Raw genomic sequence first — 20,460 nt, 5'->3', positions numbered from 1 at the left:
AGTTTCGCTGTCCCCGGAGAGAGAAACATCAACGGTGTCGGCGACTGTCATTGCTGTGATGTCCACCGCCATTTCTTCAACAGCCGTGTTCGGATCTTCAGGATTCATGAATTGGCCGCCGCCAAGATCAGCTTCATCGCTGTATGGTGAGCCGCTTTTCGTTAGTATTTTAGCGAACTTCACCGTATCGCTAGCAGCAGTTATAAAATTGCGGAAGTTGAGACCGAAATCGATGTCGAACGGGAAAGAATTGGAGACATTCTTGACGGCAATCATGTTCGACCCCGATATGTTCGTCTCAAACTGACCTCCATAAACTCCTCTCACTTGGCAGTCATCCGATGATTCTTGTGAAGTGGAAAAAGAAAAAGAAGGCATCTCCGGGGCCAGCGAGTATTCCTTAACAATAACCCGGGCCTTATCAACATCCGTCACTTTCATCGTGATTGAAATGGACATGGACACATCCGCGTTGGCAGGAATGGTAACAGTATCTGTATCGGCTACTCTTGTAAGCTTGAAGCCGTACTTGAGCCTCAATTCGCTGCCAAGGAGCTTACCAACCATGGAAGTGGTTTTGGGAAACGTACCCCCCGCCTGGAGATTGGTTGTATCGTGTGATGCAACCGTATCGCTACCGGTGAGAATAGTGGACCATGTGGATGCCATGGAAACGGGAACATCTGTATTTATTACAGTTGACTGGAATGTATTGTCGCCATCCGACCCACCGACCACAGCGCCGAGTACTTTCTCGATAAAAGGAATCTGATCGAAAATATTGCCGATATCAATAACCGTAAAAGTAGTATCCACAGACCCGGCCAGTGTTTCAACTAGACTGGCCGCGGAATTCCAATCGGAACCGATAATCTTCTGTTCACTTGTAGAAGGAATCACAATCAAATTGCCCGGATCGGCCAGATTCGCATACTTGCCATTCAGTACATATTGGCCCATAGGTATCGGTATCGAAATAGGCAATGAGATGGGTGAGAATGATCCTTCAAGCGTCGGCGCGGCAATGCTATCAGCGATAGTCATGTCTATATTGAGTGGCACTTTAAGAAAGTCACCTGTCACGGAGTCACGGGGCAGCTCACCGTCAAATTTTATGGAAAGAGAATTATCAAGGGAATCTGAATGAATAGTAGAATCATTTGCTATTTCGGCCAAGGCATAATCAGCATCCAACAGCGGAATTGTGAGATTGATGATCCACTTGGGAACCTCAAAGTCAGCTGGATTCTGGAAGTCGCAGCTTAAAATAAGCGCGGAGAGGAAAAGGGGGACGATCGGTAAGGATCGTTTCATGAAAAAATTGGGGGAGAGCCTAGGTTCCCTCCTCCCAAGACTCCAAATAATGTTTCTGTTTATCGGTGAGAGTATCGATCTCAATGCCCATTGCTTCAAGCTTGAGCGCTGCCACCAGCTCATCTATTTCCCTGGGCACCTTGTGAACTGAAACTCCGAGGTCATTCTTCACAGTATACTCGGCCATAAGGGCCTGCACAGAAAAACTCATATCCATGACCGAAGCGGGGTGCCCTTCCGCTGCTACAAGGTTAATAAGCCTCCCTTTTCCAAGAAGATAAATTCTATTACCATTCTTGAGAATGTACTCATCAACATAATCTCGGACACCTTCATTTACAGATTCAGATATCTCTTTGAGAGAATCTATGTCGATCTCAACATTGAAATGGCCGGAGTTGGCTACTACAGCACCATCCTTCATTTTTTCAAAATGTTTTCTTTCAATAACAGCTGTATTACCAGTTACAGTACAGAATACATCACCGGTTACAGATGCTTCATTCATAGACATGACATCAAAACCGTCCATGGCAGCTTCCAGTGCGCGAAGAGGGTCTACTTCAGTCACTAACACATGGGCACCCATACCTCTGGCACGGTTTGCGAGACCCCGTCCGCACATTCCGTAACCACCCACTACAAAGGCCTTCCCCGCCAGCAAAATATCCGTGGCACGAATGATACCGTCCACAGTGGATTGACCTGTGCCATAACGGTTATCGAAAAGATGTTTGGAGTCAGCGTCATTTACAGATACCACAGGAATCTTCAGCGCACCTGCATTCTTCATGGCTTCCAGTCTAATCACACCCGTTGTAGTTTCCTCCATACTGCATTTTACTTCAGGGATCTGGTCAGAATAGTCAGAATGAAGCATGCTCACAAGATCAGCACCATCATCAAAGGTGATCTGTGGCCTATGCTCAATCGCCACTTTGATGTGGGCGTAGTAAGTGTCATTATCCTCACCGTTGACGGAATAAGTTTTTACATCAAAATCTTGCACCAGGGAGGCGGCCACATCATCCTGCGTAGAAAGTGGATTGGAGGCGCAAAGTAGGGTATCAGCACCGCCGGCATTGAGTGTTCTCATGAGGTTCGCCGTTTCAGCCGTCACGTGTAGACAGGCGGAGAGCCTGGTACCCTCCAGTGGTTTCTCTTTTTCAAAACGCTCTCGGATTGAAGCGAGAACCGGCATGTTCCGGTCTGCCCACAAGACTCTTTTCTTACCAGCCGGCGCAAGACCCAAGTCCTTCACATCATGGTCTGGCATTTCTTTATCATCTCCCGTTTAAATACTGTTTCAACTGCTCAACTTTATCCAGTTTTTCCCAGGTAAAACCGTCCTCTTCTCTACCAAAGTGACCATAAGCTGCCGTCTGTTGATAAATCGGTTTCTTTAGATCCAGGGTATCAATGATCTCTTTCGGTTTCACAGGAAAATGCTCACTGATGATAGATTCAATCTTTTCGTCCTCCAGTGTACCAGTTCCAAAGGTGTCCACACAGATGGATACAGGCTCCGCTTCTCCGATAGAATAGGCCAACTGTACTTCACAAATTGATGTAAGTCCAGCTGCTACTATATTTTTTGCCATATAACGGGCCATATAAGATGCTGACCGGTCCACCTTGGAAGGGTCTTTCCCGGAAAAAGCACCACCGCCGTGACGGCCATAACCACCGTAAGTATCCACAATAATCTTCCGACCGGTGAGTCCCGTATCCGCTTCCGGGCCACCCTTCACAAAAGCACCGGTACTATTTATGAAATACTGCGTATCATCATTAAGCCAGTCCTTGCAGATCGGTTCAATAACTTCACTCTTGATGGAAGCGTGAATCTCACTATTGTCCACATCGGGATCATGCTGAATGGCCACCACAACTTTTTCCAGTCCAATAGGCTTACCATCGGCATATCGGATGGAGACTTGTGTTTTTCCATCTGGACGGGACCACGGAAGCGTGCCGTTCTTTCTCAATTGAGCCAATCTTTTCGCCAGACGGTGGGCCAGTGTAATAGGCAGCGGCATAAGAACATCTGTCTCCTCACAGGCGTAGCCGAACATCAGGCCTTGATCGCCTGCTCCCTGCTCCTTGTCTTCCGATGAATCGACACCCTGAGCAATATCCGGGCTTTGCTCGTGAATGGAAGTAAGCACAGAACAATCCTCATAGTCGAGGCCGTACTCCGGGTCAGTGTAACCAATATCTCCCAGTGTTCTCCTCACAACTTTTTGAATATCGGCATAGCAGTCGGTGGTCACTTCACCGGATACAAGAACAAGTCCGGTTGTAGTCAGCGTTTCACACGCCACACGGGCGTTGGCATCCTGTCTAATAATCTCATCAAGAATTGCGTCGGAAATCTGGTCGCAGACCTTATCGGGATGGCCTTCTGTCACAGACTCAGACGTAAATATCCTATTTTTCACCCACTTCTCTCCATCAAATTAATTTGACTACCTCGGATTAAAGAAACGAACTTACTCCACTTTCTCAAGGGAAAACAACACAATTGTCCATAGAACTCAACCCTCTTCAACCAACTGATTTTCCAGAATTTTGTCTTTGATGACGGCGTTCCACAAAACAATGCTCTCCGAAACGTGGGAGTCGATAATTCTTGCGCTATCCATGACCGTCACATTAGGCCCAACGGTGGAATTCACAATTTCACAGTTTTCACCAATATGCACAGGTTCAACAAGAGTGCTCCCTTCAATGGTCTTGTTAGACGGTTTCAAGAGTGCCCGGTTCGCTTCCAAAAACGTTTCCGGCACACCGCAGTCGTGCCATTCGGAAATATACTCCGTCGTAACCGTTTCACCATTTTCCACCATCAACTGTAGAGCGTCCGCAAGCTGGATCTCTCCTCCCGTGGTGATCTCGTTATCCATGAGATGTTTCACAACGTTCCACAAAGGGCGTTGACTCGATAGAAAGTAGAGACCGATAATGGCCAGATTAGAGGGCGGATTCTCCGGTTTTTCAAGAACGTTTACAATCCGATCTCCTTCCACCTCTACGATCCCGAAACGTTCAGGATTCGGCACCTCATTCACCGCAATTCTATGGCTATCCGGTCTGCAAAACTGTTGAAAGTCGAGATCGTAGATGACGTCTCCCAGCTGAATCAGGGCTGGTTCGTCACTCTCCTCCAGACCTTGAAAGACGGCGTGCCCCAGACCAAGCGGCTCCTGCTGAAACGCGAAGGTAAATTGAGCATCAAATTCGGAGACGTGGGCCTTAAGCTGCTCCTCAAGGTATCCCGTAACAAGAACAATCTCATCAAATCCCTGTTCAATGAGTGGTTCAAGGATGTGATCAATCACAGGCTTCCCCGCTACTGGGAGAAGACATTTTTGCCGTTTGTAAGTGTGAGGGCGGAGGCGCGTACCATGCCCCGCAACTGGTATGATTACTTTCATGAATAGTTAGAGGTACTGTTAGAAAAGATCGTCAGTTCAAATTTTTGAGAATCTGGTCTCTTTAAACTTCACCACACGACTGACAAGCTTATCCACTGCATCAACAATGGACTTTGTTTGATCATTCGAAAGTGCCTTTACGAAGATGGTGTCCCCCGGAACAGAAAGGTTGATTTCGGTAACAAAATCATTTTCCCCTTGTCAAGGGTGACCCGGCAATAAATAGGCCGCTGAATAAGGCGATCTACTTTATTGAGCCGCTTTTCCAGATAAGATTTCTGGTCATCTGTCAAATCAATGTGGGGTGCAATCAGTTCAATATCCATGTCTCCTCCGTCTAAAATTGCTTTTTGAAAAAACCGAAAACATTACAGGACCGGTCCCTCAACACCGAAAGATGCTTCATCATTCCTGTATTTATCGAAATTCTCTTTGAACTTTGCTACCAGCTCGGATGCTACATGGTCGTACTCTCCACCATCAGTCCAGGCGTTTCTCGGCATCAGGATTTTCGAATTAACACCCAAAATTTCAATTGGAACCTCAAGTCCGAAGATAGGTTCATTCTTGAAAGAACTGTTCTGAATGGATCCTGAAAGGATTGCTGTGATCATTTTCCGCGTCTCCCCCAACGGCATCCTGGAAGTGCCTGATGAAGCGGTGCCACCACTCCACCCTGTGTTAACCAGAAAGATGCTCGTTTTATGCTCTTCCATCTTTTCCTTGAGCAGTTTTGCATACTTCAAAGGATGCAACGTTAAAAACGGTCCGCCAAAGCAGGGAGAGAATGTGGCCTGAGGTTCAGTGACGCCTCTTTCCGTACCGGCCACCTTGGCGGTGTAACCGCTGATGAAATGATACATGGCCTGTTCAGGATTAAGACGGGCCACTGGTGGTAACACACCGTAGGCATCACAAGAGAGAAAAATAATGTTCTCTGGATGGCCTGCTCTGCTCGGTTTTCCGGTAGCATAAACAGAAGATTCAATATGGTCCAAGGGATAGCAAATACGGGTGTTTTCTGTTTTACTCCCATCGGAAAAATCGACCTGAAGCGACGTCTTTTCATAGACAACATTCTCCAGAAGGGCGCCGTGGCCTATGGCATTCCAGATGCCCGGCTCTGTCTCCTTGCTTAGGTTGATGGCCTTAGCATAACAGCCTCCCTCCAGGTTAAAGATGCCGTTATCTGACCAGCCGTGCTCATCGTCACCGATGAGCAGACGGTTAGGATCGGTAGATAGCGTTGTTTTTCCTGTACCGGAGAGACCGAAAAAGAGGGCTGAATTACCACCGTCCATATCCACATTGGCGGCACAGTGCATGGTAAGAATCCCCTCCATCGGCAGCCGAAAATTCATGATGGAAAAGATCCCTTTTTTCATCTCTCCACCGTACTCGGTGCCACCGATTATGGCAATGCCTCGTCCTAGATGAAACAGAATGAATGTCTCCGAATTGAGACCGTGAGCCCTCCAGTCTTCATCCACAACGACTGAGGCGTTGATGATGGTAAACCGGGGTGAAAAATCTGTCAGCTGACCATCGACTGGTCGAATAAACATATTGCTGACGAAGATGGCCTGCCACGCTTTCTTAGCCAAGAACCGAACCGGCATGGAAGTATTCTCATCAGCACCGGAAAAACCGTCAAAAACAAAGACCCCGAGACCATCCTCATTGGAGTTGTAGTAGTCGGTCACTTGTTCATAAAGATGGTCAAAAACTTCTGTCGAAACGGGTCTGTTTACATCGCCCCACCAGATTTGGTCCCGTGTGCTTGGTTCATCCACTATGAAACGGTCGTTGGGCGACCGACCGGTGTATTTCCCCGTGTCCACCATTAGAGCGCCCTTCATTCCAAGCTGTCCCTCGCCCCGCTGAACGGCCATTTCAACCAATTCTCTTGAGGAGAGATTTCGTTTTATCTCACCTATAGATTTCAGTCCCAGATATTCAAGATCCATATTCAACTCTTTAACCACTATGCATGAGGGTGTGCCTGCTCAAAGATTTTCTTCATCTTCTCTGCCTCGAGATGAGTGTAAATCTGCGTGGAAGAGAGGCTGGCGTGGCCGAGCAGTTCTTTGACAGACCGAATGTCAGCTCCATTGTCCAGCAGATGGGTGGCAAATGTGTGCCGCATGAGGTGAGGCGTAAACCCACTCCCGGCCGCCAAAGAATCAAACAACTTTTTCAATCTCGATTGTACGGTCCTCCGGGGAATCCTGAGGCCCTGTTTTGAGATAAATAAGGGATTATCATCCAGATTCTTATGAACATAAATATTTCTCTCTTTAAGATAAGAACCCAGAGCTTCGGCAGCTTTGCCACCAAACGGAACAATCCGCTCTTTGCCCCCTTTCCCAAAAACTTTCACTGTTTTCTGATCAATTTGGATATCACCCACATCAATAGCCACCAGTTCACCGAGACGGATGCCGGTACTGTAGAACAGTTCAAGGATTGTTTTGTCCCGTCTCAACTGCCAGTCATCTTTATCAGAATGTGAAAGGATTTGCTCTAACACCTCTTTCTGCAGAAACTTCGGTAGCGAGGCATGCTGCTTCGGCGCCTTGACAGTTGAAGCCGGGTTTGATTCGACATGGGCGTGTTTAAGTAGATACCTGAAAAACGACTTTACGCTTGCGAGCTTTCTACCTGTCGATTTAGATGACAAACCTTTTTCACTCAGAGAACCAACAAAATGCTGTACTGTTTTTCTATCAACAGAAGACAGTTCAACGAGATCGTTACCAGTATACTCGAGTAGAAATTGGTTGAACTGACTCAAATCTGTTTTATACGCTTTGATGGTGTGCAATGAATAGCCCCGCTCCTTTTGTAGATACCGCAAGAAGAGTTTAACTTTATCTTGGAATTGGTCAGGAGTCTTCCTCCTTCGGATTTTTAACAACCTCCCAATTTTCCTTTTGTCGATTTTAAGCATACGGTCAACGGCTTTTTGATTTTTGAAAAAACTTCAAACAATGCTTTCTGGCTCCAATTCATGTATCACTGCAGCAATATCGTCTGCCATGGGTGCAACAAAAGTCACTCTTTCCCCGATTGATGGATGGTCGAAGACCAGGCTCATTGCGTGAAGCGCCTGCCGGTTCAGAATTTTGGCCAGACGGGAAAGTTCTTTCGTCACTTCAGGCAGAAAACCTCTCGCCCGACTTTCACCTCCACCATAACTGGCATCACCAAATATGGGATGACCCATCTCTGATAAATGGACGCGGAGCTGATGGGTCCTGCCTGTCCGTGGGGTCAGTTCCAGAAGCGATAGATACTCGAACGGCTCCAGCAGCCGAAATTCCGTCAGGGCCGGCCGGCCAACTTCACCGGTGGTGAAAAGAGTACGCATCTTAGGGTGCCGGATGATTGGGAGATCAATCTTCCCTTCCGTTTCTTCCGGTATACCCCAAACGAGAGCAAGATATGTCTTTTCCACTGTTCGCTCAGAGAACTGCAGAGCGATGTTACCGTGGGCGGCGTCATTCTTTGCCACCACTATGACACCGGAAGTGTCTTTGTCAAGGCGGTGAACGATACCGGGCCTTAGGCTGCCCGAAACGGATGACAACTGATCAAAGTGGTGGATCAGTCCGTTCACAAGCGTCCCTGTCCTATTCCCCGCACCGGGATGTACCACCAGTCCAACCTGCTTGTTCAAAACTACAATGTCGTCATCCTCATGGATAATGTCCAGCAGGATCGGTTGAGACTCCAGTTCCATGGGCTGAGGATCAGAGATTTCAACCCGAATAGTCTCTCCACCGGCAAGTTTAAAGCTCGGTTTTACAGCCTCACCGTTCACCAACACATCTTTGGAGACAATGGACTCTTTTATCTTGGAACGAGATATCAGTTCAATTTCCTCGGCGAGATATTTGTCCAGACGGATATCGGAAACTTCAGCAATAATGCTAAGTGCTTTCATCGATTTTTCTATTTTCCTCTTCACTGGCGTATGCGGTGTAAAGGAATAGTACCATTCCCACTGTTACACATGAATCAGCCACATTGAAAACCGGCCAAGAATACTGCCCAATGCTGAAATGAAAGAAATCCACCACCCGGCCGAAAAGAAATCTGTCTATGAGATTTCCCACAGCACCTCCCAGGATCAGGGACAAGCCGAGGCGGTGAATGAAACCCGCCTCCTGAGATTTCCATAGATACCACGCCACCCACACAGTGGCCGCCGATGCCAGGATTGTAAAAACAATCGTACCGCCCTGAAAATTTATCCCGAATGCTATGCCCGAATTCTCCACGTATGTCAGGCGAAAAAAATCCCCAAAGATGGAGACAGATTCGTGAAGGTCCATCGTGGCGCGGGTGATCGCTTTAGTGATCTGATCCACCGCCACCGCAATGATGGAGTAGACGACTGGGTTCAATCGATTATGATTGATTCTCGTTTTTGCAATTGACGCACTGTGTCGTATGGGGAACTTCCTTCAATCGAGCATGAGGGATCAGTTCACCACACTCCTTGCAAAGACCAAAAGTTCCATCCTTGATACGACCCATGGCCTCATCCAGATAGCGGATGAAATTGTTCTCCCGCGTGTACCACAGGAATGATTTCTCCCGTTCCTGGGAGTCAGTGCCAACGTCCGCCATGTGATAGGCGTAGTTGGAATCCCGTGCCGTGCTGTCGAGGTTCCCGCTGTCATTGATGGACGTCTCCTTGATGGCATCCATGTCATCTATAGCTTTTTTACGCATTTTGAGAATAATCTTCTCATATCCCGTCAATTGCTTGTTTGTCAGTTTCTTTGTTGCCATTGTTTTTCTCCAAATATTTATTCTTTTACCCGAGAGATACCGAAGACAATCTTTTCACCGCCTACAGATATCTCTTTTGTCAATTCCCCTTCAACTTCTCCAAAATTCAGATCCACAGCGAGAACTTCATTACGGAAATAGCTCTCAAACTTTTTTATGGCCTCACCCACGCCATTTTCTGCATTGCAGTTAACCTTGATTCTATCCTCCACATTGAAGTCAGCTTCCTTACGCATGTTCTGAACATGCCTGACCATATCTCTCACATAACCTTCCTGGATCAGTTCATCAGTCAAATCCGTGGTCACCGCCACAGTTAGGTCACCATCAGTCACCGATGATTTCCCTTCAAGTGATTCATCTTTGACTATCACATCCTCTCTCGTCAACTCATAATCCTGCTCATTCTTCGAACGTATTATAGTACCGGAATTTCTGATTTCTTTTTCAAAATCATCATAAGATAAAAATTTCAACAAATTTATGACATCAGTCACCCCGTCACCATACTTCTCACCCAGCGTAGCAAAGTTCGGGGCCAACTCACGTTTCACCAGATCAGAGTATGATCCAACCTGCTCCACAGTCTTGACATTCAACTCCTCAATGATCTGATCCTGATTCGCCATGACGGCATTAGCCACTTTTTTGTCATCTGTAGCGAACTGAAGTTTTTCCAGCGGCTGGCGGATTTTCAGGGATGCCCGGTTCCTAGCGTGACGGCCCATTTCAACCACTTTCACCACACCATCCATTTGGTGGATCAGTTTTTCATCCACATCCTCGGGATTCACCTCGGGGAAACCATTCAAATGAATACTTTCAGGGGCATCCGGCTCCAACCCCCGGACGAGGTTCTGATAGATTCTTTCGGTGATAAACGGCACCACAGGTGCAAGAGTCAAAATCAGCTTCTTTAACACTGCATAGAGTGTGTAATAGGCTGCATTCTTGTCGCTGTCGTTCTCGCTCTTCCAATAGCGGCGGCGGTTGCGCCTAACGTACCAGTTGGAGAGGTCTTCCATAAAGCGATCCAAGCGCTTCATAAATTTGTCAACACGAAAGTTGTCATAAGAGTCCACCGCAAGCAGGACCAACTGATCCATCTTTGAAAAGATCCAAAGATCCAGCTGAGTAAAATCCTCTCTTTTCACTTTAGTGGCAGGATCAAATTCGTCAAGGCGTGCATAAGTGACAAAAAAGGAATAAACGTTCCACAGAGTAATGAGGCGACGGCGAATCTCTTTGGCGGCGCCATAGCCGAAAAGTAGGTTTTGTTCAGGGTTTTGAACCGAAAACATCCATCGCATTACATCCACACCCATCTTATCAGCAGCTTCATTGAATTCAATGGAATTGCCCCAGCTTTTGTGCATTTCCTTTCCGTCTTCAGCCAACAGTGTGGCATAGCCAAAATTACTCTTGAAAGATGGGCTTTTGTCAATGATGGCGCCCATTATAAGCATACTGTAAAACCAATTTCTGAACTGACCAGGAAAGCTCTCGCTGATCCAGTCAGCAGGATACCATTCATTCCAGTAGTCTGGATCTTGCCGATAGCTAAGGGTGCTGAAACTGACGATTCCGGCGTCAAGCCAGGGATTGCCCACATCAGGAACCCGGGTCATTTCGCCTCCGCATTTTTCACAACCGACCTTAACAGCATCGACCCACGGCCGATGAGGAGTGTGACTCTCGAATTCATCGTAACCGGAAACAGCACGTTCTTTTAACTCAAGATCATCACCTATAACAGTCCAGTGATCGCACTTGTCACATTCCCAGATGGGCAAAGCAAGCCCCCAATACCGCTTTTTTGAGATCATCCAATCTTGCATATTTTTCAGCCAGTCCAGTTCTCGATCCATACCGAAGCTGGGAATCCATTGGATCTGCTTTGTGATATCCATAAGCAGCGGTCTCAATTCATCCATACTGATAAACCATTCATCCACCAATCGAAAAACTAACTCAGTCTTACACCGCCAGCATATCGGGTACCGGTGTTTGTAATTCTCAATCTTATAGAGTAGACCCTTCTCCTTTAGATTGTCAAAGATGGGCTGCGTCACCTCATGAACGACTGTACCTGTAAGCCAGTCAAACCCATCCACAATTCTTCCCTCATCATCCAAGGGCGCAATGACAGGAAGTCTGAATTCTTTACCTAGACGAAAGTCTTCAGCACCGGCACCAGGAGCGATATGAACAATACCGGTACCCTCATCTCCCGTCACCTCATCCCATGGGATGACCTGATGGGCTTCTTTTGAACTTTGAGGGATATCCTCAATGATGTCTTTGAGTTCCGTCCACCCGCCCGGAGCCTGTTGAGCCTCAAGTTCATCAAAGGGGCCATCATAGGCCCACCCTACCATATCTTTCCCTTTCAATTCTTCAAGGATAGAGTAGTCTCCCTCAAGAAACTCAGTGGCCCCTTTGGCGAGGTAGAAAACATCACCACTCTCAGTCATCTTCACCTTCACATAATCCAGCTCCGGCCCAACAGCAACAGCCACATTACTGGTTAGAGTCCATGGCGTGGTGGTCCAGATGAGAATAGACTCCCCCTCTCTTCCCTTGAGAGGATACTTCACATAGACGCTTCGGTGGGTAATCTCTTCATAGCCGTCTGTTACAATCTCGTGTTGACTGATCCCTGTAGCACATCTGGGACACCACGGCATACTGTCAGCACCACGGTAAAGCCAGCCGTTATCATGACATGTCTTAATGGCTTGCCAGATCATATAATTGTTCTCATTGGAGAAAGTGTAGTAACTGCCGCCGAGTTCTGGCATGCCAAGCTGCCCAACAATGTTTTCAACCGTGTCAGTTACGGGACCCCCCGGACCGTCAACAGTGATCTCTTTTAACGGATCTTCGATAATGCTGTCCGCAAGCATTTCTAACTGGTCCAGATCATTCCAATCCATCCAGTAGCCAAGACGGATGGATTGTTGTGTCTGAACAGCTGAATACCGGAGGACTCTCTCTTTACATTTATTCACAAAAGCGTTGATTCCGTACTCTTCAATATCTTTCTTACTTTTAAAACCCATTTCCTTTTCAACTTCCACTTCTACCCATAGGCCCTGACAGTCAAAACCATTCTGGTAGCGAAGATCGAAACCTTTCATCGCCTTGTAACGGAGAAAGAGATCCTTATAAGTACGACCCCAGGCGTGATGCACACCCATAGGGTTGTTAGCTGTGATAGGACCATCAATAAATGACCACTTTTCATTACCACTGTTCGCAGACGCCCTTTTTCGAAAAATATCATTCACTTTCCAGAAATCGAGGATTTCATGCTCCAGCGCTACGAAATCGACTTTGGGATCAACTTTTTCAAGCATGGTTCAAATCCTCGAAAAAAGTCTCAGCACCAATGTCAAAAAGATACTGAGAAGAATGGATGACCCGATAGGCAAATAGAATGTGAAGTTGCCCCGGTTGAAATGAAGGTCACCGGGTAGGTGGCCAAGCTTACCCAGTAAGGGCAAGTTTGGACCAAATGATGTAAGTAGCCACATGACGAAAAAGACAATACTCAATATGAGTAATATTTTACCCATTACTGTCGAGAAATTGGTTCTTCCATAGCTCGCTAAGTTAGCTTTGAAGAGCCACCAAATCAAAACGATTCAAAGGATGTGTGGAGTTATCTAACCGAGGAGAAATGGATACAATAAAGGGCTCAATAGAGAGCCCCTTAAATCCAATAAATGTCTGAATTAATTAGTTCAACTCGATAGGCAGGAATATGGAGCCACCCCGCCGTCTAATGAGCAACAAAATCGAATCTTCATCATTCACTCTTGATATGGCAGTTCTGAACTCCCTTGCCGAGTCGATTTCCGTATCACCGATACGTTTAATGATATCGCCAGGCTGAACCCCGGCCTCAGCAGCAGCACTGGAAGGCGACACTTCCACCACAACCACACCGGACTCACTGTCTTCCAGCCGAAAACGGCGGGCCATGGAAGCGTCCAAATCTTCAACGCGCATTCCAAGAGAGAAAGATGGAGTACGATTCGATGCTAAGATCACATCTTCCTGGGGAAGTTCAACGAGGTCAACCTTAAGTGTGCGGCTGCGCCCCCGACGGATAATTCCTACATCTTGCTTTGTCTCAGGACGAGTTGAAGAAACGAGGTTCTTGAGATGGGAGGAGTCACGAACCTTTTTGCCGCCAAAAGCAACCACCACATCCTCCACCTTAAAGCCAGCCTTGTCTGCCGGACTTCCCTCCACCACCTCAGTGACAACAGCACCCTTTCGGTCGGGAAGGTCCAGTGCTTTAGCAATGCCGTCATTCACATCCTGAATGAAAACACCAAGCCATGACCGGATAACCCGTCCTTCAACAATCAAATCATTCATAATCGTCTTCGCCAAGTTGGTGGGGATGGCAAAGCCAACACCTACGTTGCTTCGCATGAGGCCCCCGGTGGCGATGGCGGTGTTGATACCCACCAGCTCACCTTCCAGATTCACGAGAGCACCGCCACTGTTACCTGGGTTGATAGCCGCATCCGTCTGAATAAAATCTTGATAGTCCACGCTGCCGATCACGCTACTTCTCCCTTTCGCACTAACGATTCCCGCTGTAACCGTGTGACTAAGGTTGGTGGAGAATGGGCTTCCGATGGCCAGTACCCACTCACCCACATCCAGCTTGTCAGAATCGCCGAGCCGAATGGACGTGAGGTTTCCAGCATCAATCTTGAGCACAGCAAGGTCGCTTTTGGGATCAGTCCCCACCACCTCTGCTTTGAACTCACGCTCATCAATGAGAAAAATAGCAATCTCATCTGCATCTTCCACAACGTGGTTGTTCGTCAGGATGTACCCTTCCTTGGCATCCACGATAACACCTGAACCGAGGGCTCGACTCCGACGTTCTCTTTGTGGAGAATTGTTCCTGAAATAATCATCACCGAAGAATTCTTCGAAAGGGTGACGCCATTGGACTGTCACCACTCTTTCACTGGTAATTGTGACAACAGCCGAATTGACCTTCTTCACTACATCAGCAAATGTGTCACTGAAATCCTTGGCCGATTGGGCGGACAGGTTTACCGCAAAAACCAAAGTCATAAATAAAACAGATACTGTCTTTTTCATGTCAGTTCCTTTCAATTGAATTGTTTTACCGCTTCAATGATTCTACGAAAAAAAAGTTTCATAAATCACTTTTCGTAATGTTTCATTATACTCTATCTCTTTTGAATCTCTATGAACAAAGTATAACCCAAAGGGAGATTATTCTCAAAGAAGTGAAAGCCGAAAGGGGCTCCGGCTTTTCCATCAGTAAAAAAGTTAGATCAGATCCTGGATATCTTTTTCGAAGACAGTTTGGGGTCGGTAGCCTACGTATCGCTTGTAGACATTCATATCCCTGTCGATAACAAAAGTTGTGGGGATACCGGTGACACCGCCGTAGCGCTGAGCAATCTGTCCATTTCCGTAAAGAATCGGATAACTGATTCCCAACCTTTCAGCAAATTGCGGCACAACCGATGGGCCGTCATAATCGAGAGAGACACCAAGAATAACAAGATCCCCATTATATTTTTCTTGTAGATCAATAAGATCAGGAATTTCGAATCGACACGGGCCGCACCAAGTAGCCCAAAAGTTGATGATGACTATATTCCCTTTGAAATCAGATAGAGAAACTTCATTACCATCCATATCACTTAGTGTAAAATCGGGTGCTTGGTTAAAGGAGGAAACTTCTGCAACTGATGCAGCTTCAGCCATAGCTGGAGATGCATTCCTCTCACTGCCGCTGAAAATTATACCGGCAACGAGCACTCCCATGACGATCACAGCGACAGCAATTATTTTCTTTACATCCATTTTTTCAGCTATTATTTGCTACAAGTTTACGGAACACAGCAGAGAGTTCAAACATGGCTCATTTATCCCTTTCCCTCTATAATCATTAATCACCGGCATAGAAAATGGCGTTGAACATCATCTTGTAGGTTTGGTGGGCTTGGCCTCTGTATTCTGGATAAAACCCCGTCATAACCATTCTCCCCTTACCGCGGGGAATCTCAACCATGGCAGCCTGATTAACCAGTACGTCCTCACCCTGAATCCACCCCGACAACAGTAGATCATCAGCAGGATAACTGGCAATCACATTTGCATCACCCATGTTGGCGGGCCAGGCACTGTCCCGCCGGAAAAAGATGGCCGTCTCATCGGTAAGGCCAAAACCGAGTGGATGACTGGTGTCTACATTTACTCTCAAAAGTGAACCGGGAATATTGAACTCTGTCCTGTCTAAACCGTCATTTACAGCCTTTACATCAACATTCATATATTGTTGTAGAAAGCGCCAAGCGCCTGACCAGGTATACAAAGTCCCGCCGCCTTGGACAAACTTATCAAGAGCATCAACACCTTCTTCACCAATCCCATCAGCATAAGCTGGTGGTGTTGAGTTTTCCACATTCGTCTGACCTTCAACCATCATCTTTGGGGATCCGCCTCCCGGAGGTAAAAAGAGGATAGAATAGTTGGTTAGCCGAGCATCATTGATATCGTCATAATGAAGGATGTCGTACGGGATTTTGTGTTCATCGAGCACCCACCTGAACCACCCTTCAGGCATGCTTGGTGAATAACTCTGATAAATAGCAACTTTCGGCGCAATTACAGGCTTTAAGGAAACATTAGGAAGATTATCCACACCTGTGATATCAATATGAAATCGTGAAGCAACATCTTTCACAAGGCCTGCCATTTCACCTGTCATTTCATCTGAAGAGCGCCTTTGGAGAACAAATGTTCCAGCGGGCCAGACGGTACCCCCGACAGTAAACCGGTCCATCACTCGGGTCAGTCCATGCTTGGCCAGCTCAACAGCCGCCGAATAACTGTGATTAACCCGGGGATCCAAAAGCCATGCCACGGTATTTCTGCCGCCCGTCACAGAACCTTTGGGAAATTGAATCTCATCTACTTTGGTTAGGTTGGCTGAAAAAGGTTCATAGACAAAATCGACATCCACATTCATAAGAAGAGGCAATGTATGTGCCGTCACATCATAGGGCGGATCTAAAGGGCCTCCTTCATACATGAAAATCTTCGGGTAATCCTGCCGCTCGAGAACGGTTTTTGCGAATCGACCAGCCGGCTGAGCGAACCTGATAACGTGTGACCCTTCACCATACTTATTGCCGGCAACTGAAAAAGATGTTTGGGCTTTTTCAATCTCAACATCAGCCATCTCCAGGACTTGGAGTAGTTTTGTGGCAGTCGGCGGGTCCGTTTGATTATCAGGAACTATAAAAGCAAATGGAGAATCTTCACCAGGCTCAACAGACCGCTTTTGAGAGGCAGCCATACCTGCAAGAAGCTGTTCCCGAAGATCAGCACCCGCCAGAAGTGCAGCCATAGAAGAGGTGTAGTGATAGTTTACTATCTCCTTAAAAGTCCACGTGCCCCCCTCCCAAGGCATGGGAAAATTCCAACGTAAACGTTGATAATCGGAACCCAGACTATCAAAAGGGATATCAAGTTCATCAGCAAAATTGGCGCCCGCCACTTCCGTCAAAATACGTACACCACCATGGTAATGATAATAAGCACGAGCTGGCGTCCAAGCATCGTAACGATTTTTCCATTCAACACCCTTTAATCCTCGAGAGGTAAGGTATTGGCCCATGTAAGTCCCAATCATATTGTTGGATGCAATGAGGGCAGGATCAATACCTGGTTCCCAAGGATCCTCAAAAGGCGGTACAAAGATTCGGGCACCCCTGGATCCCATCTGGTGTTGGTCAAGGGTGAATTGAGGGTGAAACTTGTTCTGAATCTCGATGGAAAGTTGTGTTTCAACCTGTGTAAACATATACCAGTCACGGTTGTTATCATGACCAACATATTTTTGATACAGGAAAGGAGGACGGCTATTTTCGTGTTCGGTACCCCGCCATTTATCGAGCCATTCATAAACGCGTTCCTGACCATCTGGGTTATGAACGGGCACATGGATTAGAACAACATTGTCCAGGATACGTGATACTTCGTGATCATCACCCGTGGCCATACGATGAGCCATAAGAAGTGCTCCTTGAGAAGCGCCCACTTCAGTGGAGTGAATCTGATGGTTAGCAACCATGAATGTCTTCCCTTCTCGTACAATTTGCTGGATCTCGCCATCAGACACACCACGGGGATCGTAGAGATTGCTGTTCATATCAATCAAATTATCAAGGCGCGCATGATTCTCCGGTGAGGTGACAATGGCATAATAGAACGGCCGACCTTCTGTGGTCTCACCTATCTCCACAACTTTCACTCTGTCAGACCGTTCCTCCATGAAACGGTAGTACTCAAGTATTTTCGAATGGGGAATCAGAACGCCGGGATCGCCAATCTCACGCCCAAAATATTCAGAGGGATGAGGAATTGATCCACTCTTAGTATCTACAGCACAGGACCAAACTGAGAGCGCAACGACTAAAAACAGAATAGATTTTTTCAACATACTCACACTCCTTAAACTGAGTCGCAGTTTACCTAAAATGACCGATAGATCAAATTGAACTGGGTTAGCCTTAAGCTTTGTTTCATAAAGAAATTTGTGTAGAATTCTGTCAGAGTGAGATTCTCATTAATAGTAACCTTTCTCATAACCTCATCTGTTGCCCAACAAAACGGTGATCGCATTGAGTTCAATAGTGCAAACCCGTTCTCATTTTACCATGTGATAACAGATCTGGAAAATCAGGAGTCTCAGAAAGTTTTCGGAATTTTAAGGTTTCCTGAAAATGCTGAACGGAAAAATTTGCCCCTAGTTTTAGGTGTGGCAGGCAGTTTGGCATGGTTTGACCATCATCTTGAATATTTACAAATGTACCGTGATATGGGGATAGCAACCTTTGAGTTGAAAAGTTTTGCCAGTCGTGACATCACATCTACGGTGGGTACACAAGTTGAAGTAACATCAGCCATGATGATTCTGGATGCTTATAAGGCATTGGCTGTTCTGGCAAACGATCCCCGCATTGATCCAGATCGTATAGCCATTACAGGGTGGAGTCTTGGCGGCTCTGTGGCACTTTTCAGCGCTTGGCAACCTTTGAAAGATGCAATTACTTCCCACCTTAGCTTTAAGGCTCATTTACCCATTTATCCTCCTTGTATTCTCAATCTTGAATTTGTTGAATTCAGTGATGTTCCAATCCATATCCTTATTGGTGAATTGGACAATTGGGTTCCTGCAACGTCATGTGAGGATCTGGTCGCTGAAATGCAGGCCGCCGGTTTTAATGCGAACATCACTGTCTATCCCAATGCCCACCACTCTTTTGACCGACTAAAGCCGCCGGAAGTGATGGATAATGGTTACATACTGACCGATTGCCGGTTCCGTATGCGGGCCGACGGTGCTGTACTCATGAATTTTTTCGATATACCTATGATAACACCCCTTCGACAAAAGATCGCCCTCGCATTTTGCGCCAACCGTGGACCGACTTTCGGAGGGAATCCCAAAGCACGAGATGCTGCTTTTGAATTCTCAAGACAATTTATGGCTGATAATCTATTGTTTAATGCAACCGGCAAGTAGCCGGAGCCTATTTATAAACTGTTCTGAGACTCATGCTAAAACGGCTATGACTCTGGGCCAAAAGCCTTGAGTAAGCGGTTGAGAGCATAGTTAGCGTTTAGAGAAGGTGTGTCGTAGATATTCCATCCTGTAAAAACTGCAATTAATTCTTTGTCAGGTATAATTATAAGTCTCTGACCTCCGTAGCCGAGACCTGTGATGGCATACTTTCCCTCTTTATAGGGTAATAGCCACCACTTATAACCGTAGCGTGTCTTGCTAGATGCCAACTTAACCCTTGGTGTAACTGATTCTTTGACCCAACCTTCCGGAAGTATGCGGCGCCCTTCCCAAATACCGTCCTTGAGAAAAAGGTAACCAATCTTTGCCAAGTCTTCAGGTTTCAGATAGAGACCCCCTTCTGTGTCAGTAAGACCTCTGGGAGTTCTTTTCCAGTAGTATTCCTTAATACCTAAAGGTTCGAAAAGATATTTTTGACCGTACTCATCTACCTCTAGTCCTGTCGTTTTACGAATCATATGAGACAGCAGCATGGTAGCACCGCTGTTGTAAACAAAGACATCACCAGGCTCGGCAGCCATGGGTTGATTCATAACAAACTGTACCCAATCCCGACTCTGCTCCATGCCGGCACAACTGTTGGCCGGATCTGTATAAGAGACTGTCGATTCATCCCATTTGATACCTGTCCTCATGGTGAGAACATCTTCAAGAGTCATATTTTGTCTTTGGAGATTTGAATCGGAAGTTGAAAACTCAACTAGGTAACCGCTCATCTTCACATTTACATCTGGAATAATTCCCCTTGCGATAGCGATTCCTACGATCGCGGAGGTAACACTCTTACTGATAGATTGCATAGAATGAAGCTCAGTTCCTTTATAGTAAGGATGCCAATCAGGATCATAATAGTTATACTGACCAGGTGCTGTATTGGTGCCTTTGAACGGAGTTTCATAATCCTGAACATATTTTTTTGAATAAACAATGTAACCATTTCTAATGACCAGCATTCCGTCCAAATAACCGTGTTTTCCTGTAGCAAACTCCTTGTCAAGGGAAGAAAGTTTTGCCTCATCAAGGCCTTGGGCCGCTGGTGTTGATTTCGACCATCCAGCTGTAGGCCAATTGGTTGAATCCTTTTCACAGGAAAAACAGAAAAAAAGAATGATTAAAGAGTCTCGTATGGGCAAAGAAAAAGATCGGTTCAAAAGAATTTTAGGAAAAAAATTATATAGAGAGATCCAGTTTCAGTTCTTCAGCAGTACCAACAGTAACGTCCATAAACATTCCAAAAACAGGATTATA

At 46.4% G+C, this 20,460-nt stretch carries 15 protein-coding genes and 2 pseudogenes (1 of these 17 only partly in view); 1 reads left to right on the top strand and 16 read right to left on the bottom strand.

The features are described from left to right. The 15 genes and pseudogenes from EYO21_06945 to EYO21_06875 form a co-directional block, all read right to left on the bottom strand. Positions 1–1,314, bottom strand: a pseudogene (locus EYO21_06945) (hypothetical protein); it reaches 108 nt to the left of the window's first position. Between the two features lie 19 nt (positions 1,315–1,333). Further along, positions 1,334–2,590 carry an adenosylhomocysteinase gene (locus EYO21_06940; GenBank protein ID HIB03539.1) on the bottom strand — a complete coding sequence of 419 codons (1,257 nt, stop codon included), beginning with the start codon at positions 2,588–2,590 and terminating at the stop codon, positions 1,334–1,336. Between the two features lie 7 nt (positions 2,591–2,597). Continuing rightward, positions 2,598–3,755 (bottom strand): methionine adenosyltransferase, encoded by a 1,158-nt coding sequence (locus tag EYO21_06935; GenBank protein HIB03538.1) that lies wholly within the window; start codon positions 3,753–3,755, stop codon positions 2,598–2,600. A 96-nt stretch (positions 3,756–3,851) separates the two neighbouring features. Next, a complete protein-coding gene (locus tag EYO21_06930; protein ID HIB03537.1) occupies positions 3,852–4,751 on the bottom strand; it encodes a nucleotidyl transferase in 900 nt (299 codons plus the stop codon). 137 nt (positions 4,752–4,888) lie between these two features. Further along, on the bottom strand, positions 4,889–5,077 hold the full coding sequence (locus EYO21_06925) for a hypothetical protein (GenBank protein HIB03536.1): 189 nt from the start codon (positions 5,075–5,077) through the stop codon (positions 4,889–4,891). A 42-nt stretch (positions 5,078–5,119) separates the two neighbouring features. Beyond that, positions 5,120–6,718 (bottom strand): phosphoenolpyruvate carboxykinase (ATP), encoded by a 1,599-nt coding sequence (gene pckA, locus EYO21_06920; GenBank protein ID HIB03535.1) that lies wholly within the window; start codon positions 6,716–6,718, stop codon positions 5,120–5,122. 17 nt (positions 6,719–6,735) lie between these two features. Next, the gene (gene xerC, locus EYO21_06915; protein ID HIB03534.1) at positions 6,736–7,701 is read right to left on the bottom strand and encodes a tyrosine recombinase XerC; all 966 of its coding nucleotides are present in this window, start codon (positions 7,699–7,701) and stop codon (positions 6,736–6,738) included. 33 nt (positions 7,702–7,734) lie between these two features. Further along, a complete protein-coding gene (locus tag EYO21_06910; protein ID HIB03533.1) occupies positions 7,735–8,697 on the bottom strand; it encodes an RluA family pseudouridine synthase in 963 nt (320 codons plus the stop codon). After that, positions 8,684–9,208 (bottom strand): signal peptidase II, encoded by a 525-nt coding sequence (lspA, locus tag EYO21_06905; protein HIB03532.1) that lies wholly within the window; start codon positions 9,206–9,208, stop codon positions 8,684–8,686. The genes EYO21_06910 and lspA overlap by 14 nt, the downstream gene beginning before the upstream one ends. Next, positions 9,165–9,551, bottom strand: a complete 387-nt coding sequence (locus EYO21_06900) for a TraR/DksA family transcriptional regulator (protein HIB03531.1) — start codon at positions 9,549–9,551, stop codon at positions 9,165–9,167. The genes lspA and EYO21_06900 overlap by 44 nt, the downstream gene beginning before the upstream one ends. A 2,927-nt stretch (positions 9,552–12,478) precedes the next feature. After that, positions 12,479–12,910, bottom strand: a pseudogene (locus EYO21_06895) (isoleucine--tRNA ligase). Positions 12,911–12,913: 3 nt separating this feature from the next. Next, positions 12,914–13,129: a DUF2905 domain-containing protein gene (locus EYO21_06890; GenBank protein HIB03530.1), complete on the bottom strand. Its 216-nt coding sequence runs from the start codon at positions 13,127–13,129 to the stop codon at positions 12,914–12,916. Between the two features lie 163 nt (positions 13,130–13,292). Further along, a complete protein-coding gene (locus EYO21_06885) occupies positions 13,293–14,684 on the bottom strand; it encodes a DegQ family serine endoprotease (GenBank protein HIB03529.1) in 1,392 nt (463 codons plus the stop codon). 195 nt (positions 14,685–14,879) lie between these two features. Further along, on the bottom strand, positions 14,880–15,422 hold the full coding sequence (locus EYO21_06880) for a TlpA family protein disulfide reductase (GenBank protein HIB03528.1): 543 nt from the start codon (positions 15,420–15,422) through the stop codon (positions 14,880–14,882). 85 nt (positions 15,423–15,507) lie between these two features. Then, the gene (locus EYO21_06875) at positions 15,508–18,066 is read right to left on the bottom strand and encodes a hypothetical protein (protein HIB03527.1); all 2,559 of its coding nucleotides are present in this window, start codon (positions 18,064–18,066) and stop codon (positions 15,508–15,510) included. Between the two features lie 114 nt (positions 18,067–18,180). Here EYO21_06875 and EYO21_06870 point away from each other — a divergent pair, with 114 nt between their 5' ends. Beyond that, on the top strand, positions 18,181–19,152 hold the full coding sequence (locus EYO21_06870) for a hypothetical protein (protein HIB03526.1): 972 nt from the start codon (positions 18,181–18,183) through the stop codon (positions 19,150–19,152). Between the two features lie 44 nt (positions 19,153–19,196). Here the strand turns inward: EYO21_06870 and EYO21_06865 are convergent, their stop codons facing one another. Continuing rightward, entirely contained in the window at positions 19,197–20,345 is a 1,149-nt protein-coding gene (locus EYO21_06865) for a class C beta-lactamase-related serine hydrolase (GenBank protein HIB03525.1), read from the bottom strand. Between the last annotated feature and the right edge of the window lie 115 nt (positions 20,346–20,460).

It is taken from the genome of Candidatus Neomarinimicrobiota bacterium (assembly GCA_012964825.1).
Taxonomy (GTDB): Bacteria; Fidelibacterota; Marinisomatia; order Marinisomatales; family S15-B10; genus UBA2125.
This window is presented reverse-complemented; position numbering and strand designations above follow the sequence as displayed.

What these genes read in the sequence shown, in the direction of transcription:
- EYO21_06940 (HIB03539.1), bottom strand. Translation starts at nt 2,590, where the DNA reads ATGCCAGACCATGATGTGAAGGACTTGGGTCTTGCGCCGGCTGGTAAG.
- EYO21_06930 (HIB03537.1), bottom strand. Translation starts at nt 4,751, where the DNA reads ATGAAAGTAATCATACCAGTTGCGGGGCATGGTACGCGCCTCCGCCCT.
- EYO21_06925 (HIB03536.1), bottom strand. Translation starts at nt 5,077, where the DNA reads ATGGATATTGAACTGATTGCACCCCACATTGATTTGACAGATGACCAG.
- pckA (HIB03535.1), bottom strand. Translation starts at nt 6,718, where the DNA reads ATGGATCTTGAATATCTGGGACTGAAATCTATAGGTGAGATAAAACGA.
- xerC (HIB03534.1), bottom strand. Translation starts at nt 7,701, where the DNA reads ATGCTTAAAATCGACAAAAGGAAAATTGGGAGGTTGTTAAAAATCCGA.
- EYO21_06910 (HIB03533.1), bottom strand. Translation starts at nt 8,697, where the DNA reads ATGAAAGCACTTAGCATTATTGCTGAAGTTTCCGATATCCGTCTGGAC.
- EYO21_06900 (HIB03531.1), bottom strand. Translation starts at nt 9,551, where the DNA reads ATGGCAACAAAGAAACTGACAAACAAGCAATTGACGGGATATGAGAAG.
- EYO21_06890 (HIB03530.1), bottom strand. Translation starts at nt 13,129, where the DNA reads ATGGGTAAAATATTACTCATATTGAGTATTGTCTTTTTCGTCATGTGG.
- EYO21_06885 (HIB03529.1), bottom strand. Translation starts at nt 14,684, where the DNA reads ATGAAAAAGACAGTATCTGTTTTATTTATGACTTTGGTTTTTGCGGTA.
- EYO21_06880 (HIB03528.1), bottom strand. Translation starts at nt 15,422, where the DNA reads ATGGATGTAAAGAAAATAATTGCTGTCGCTGTGATCGTCATGGGAGTG.
- EYO21_06875 (HIB03527.1), bottom strand. Translation starts at nt 18,066, where the DNA reads ATGTTGAAAAAATCTATTCTGTTTTTAGTCGTTGCGCTCTCAGTTTGG.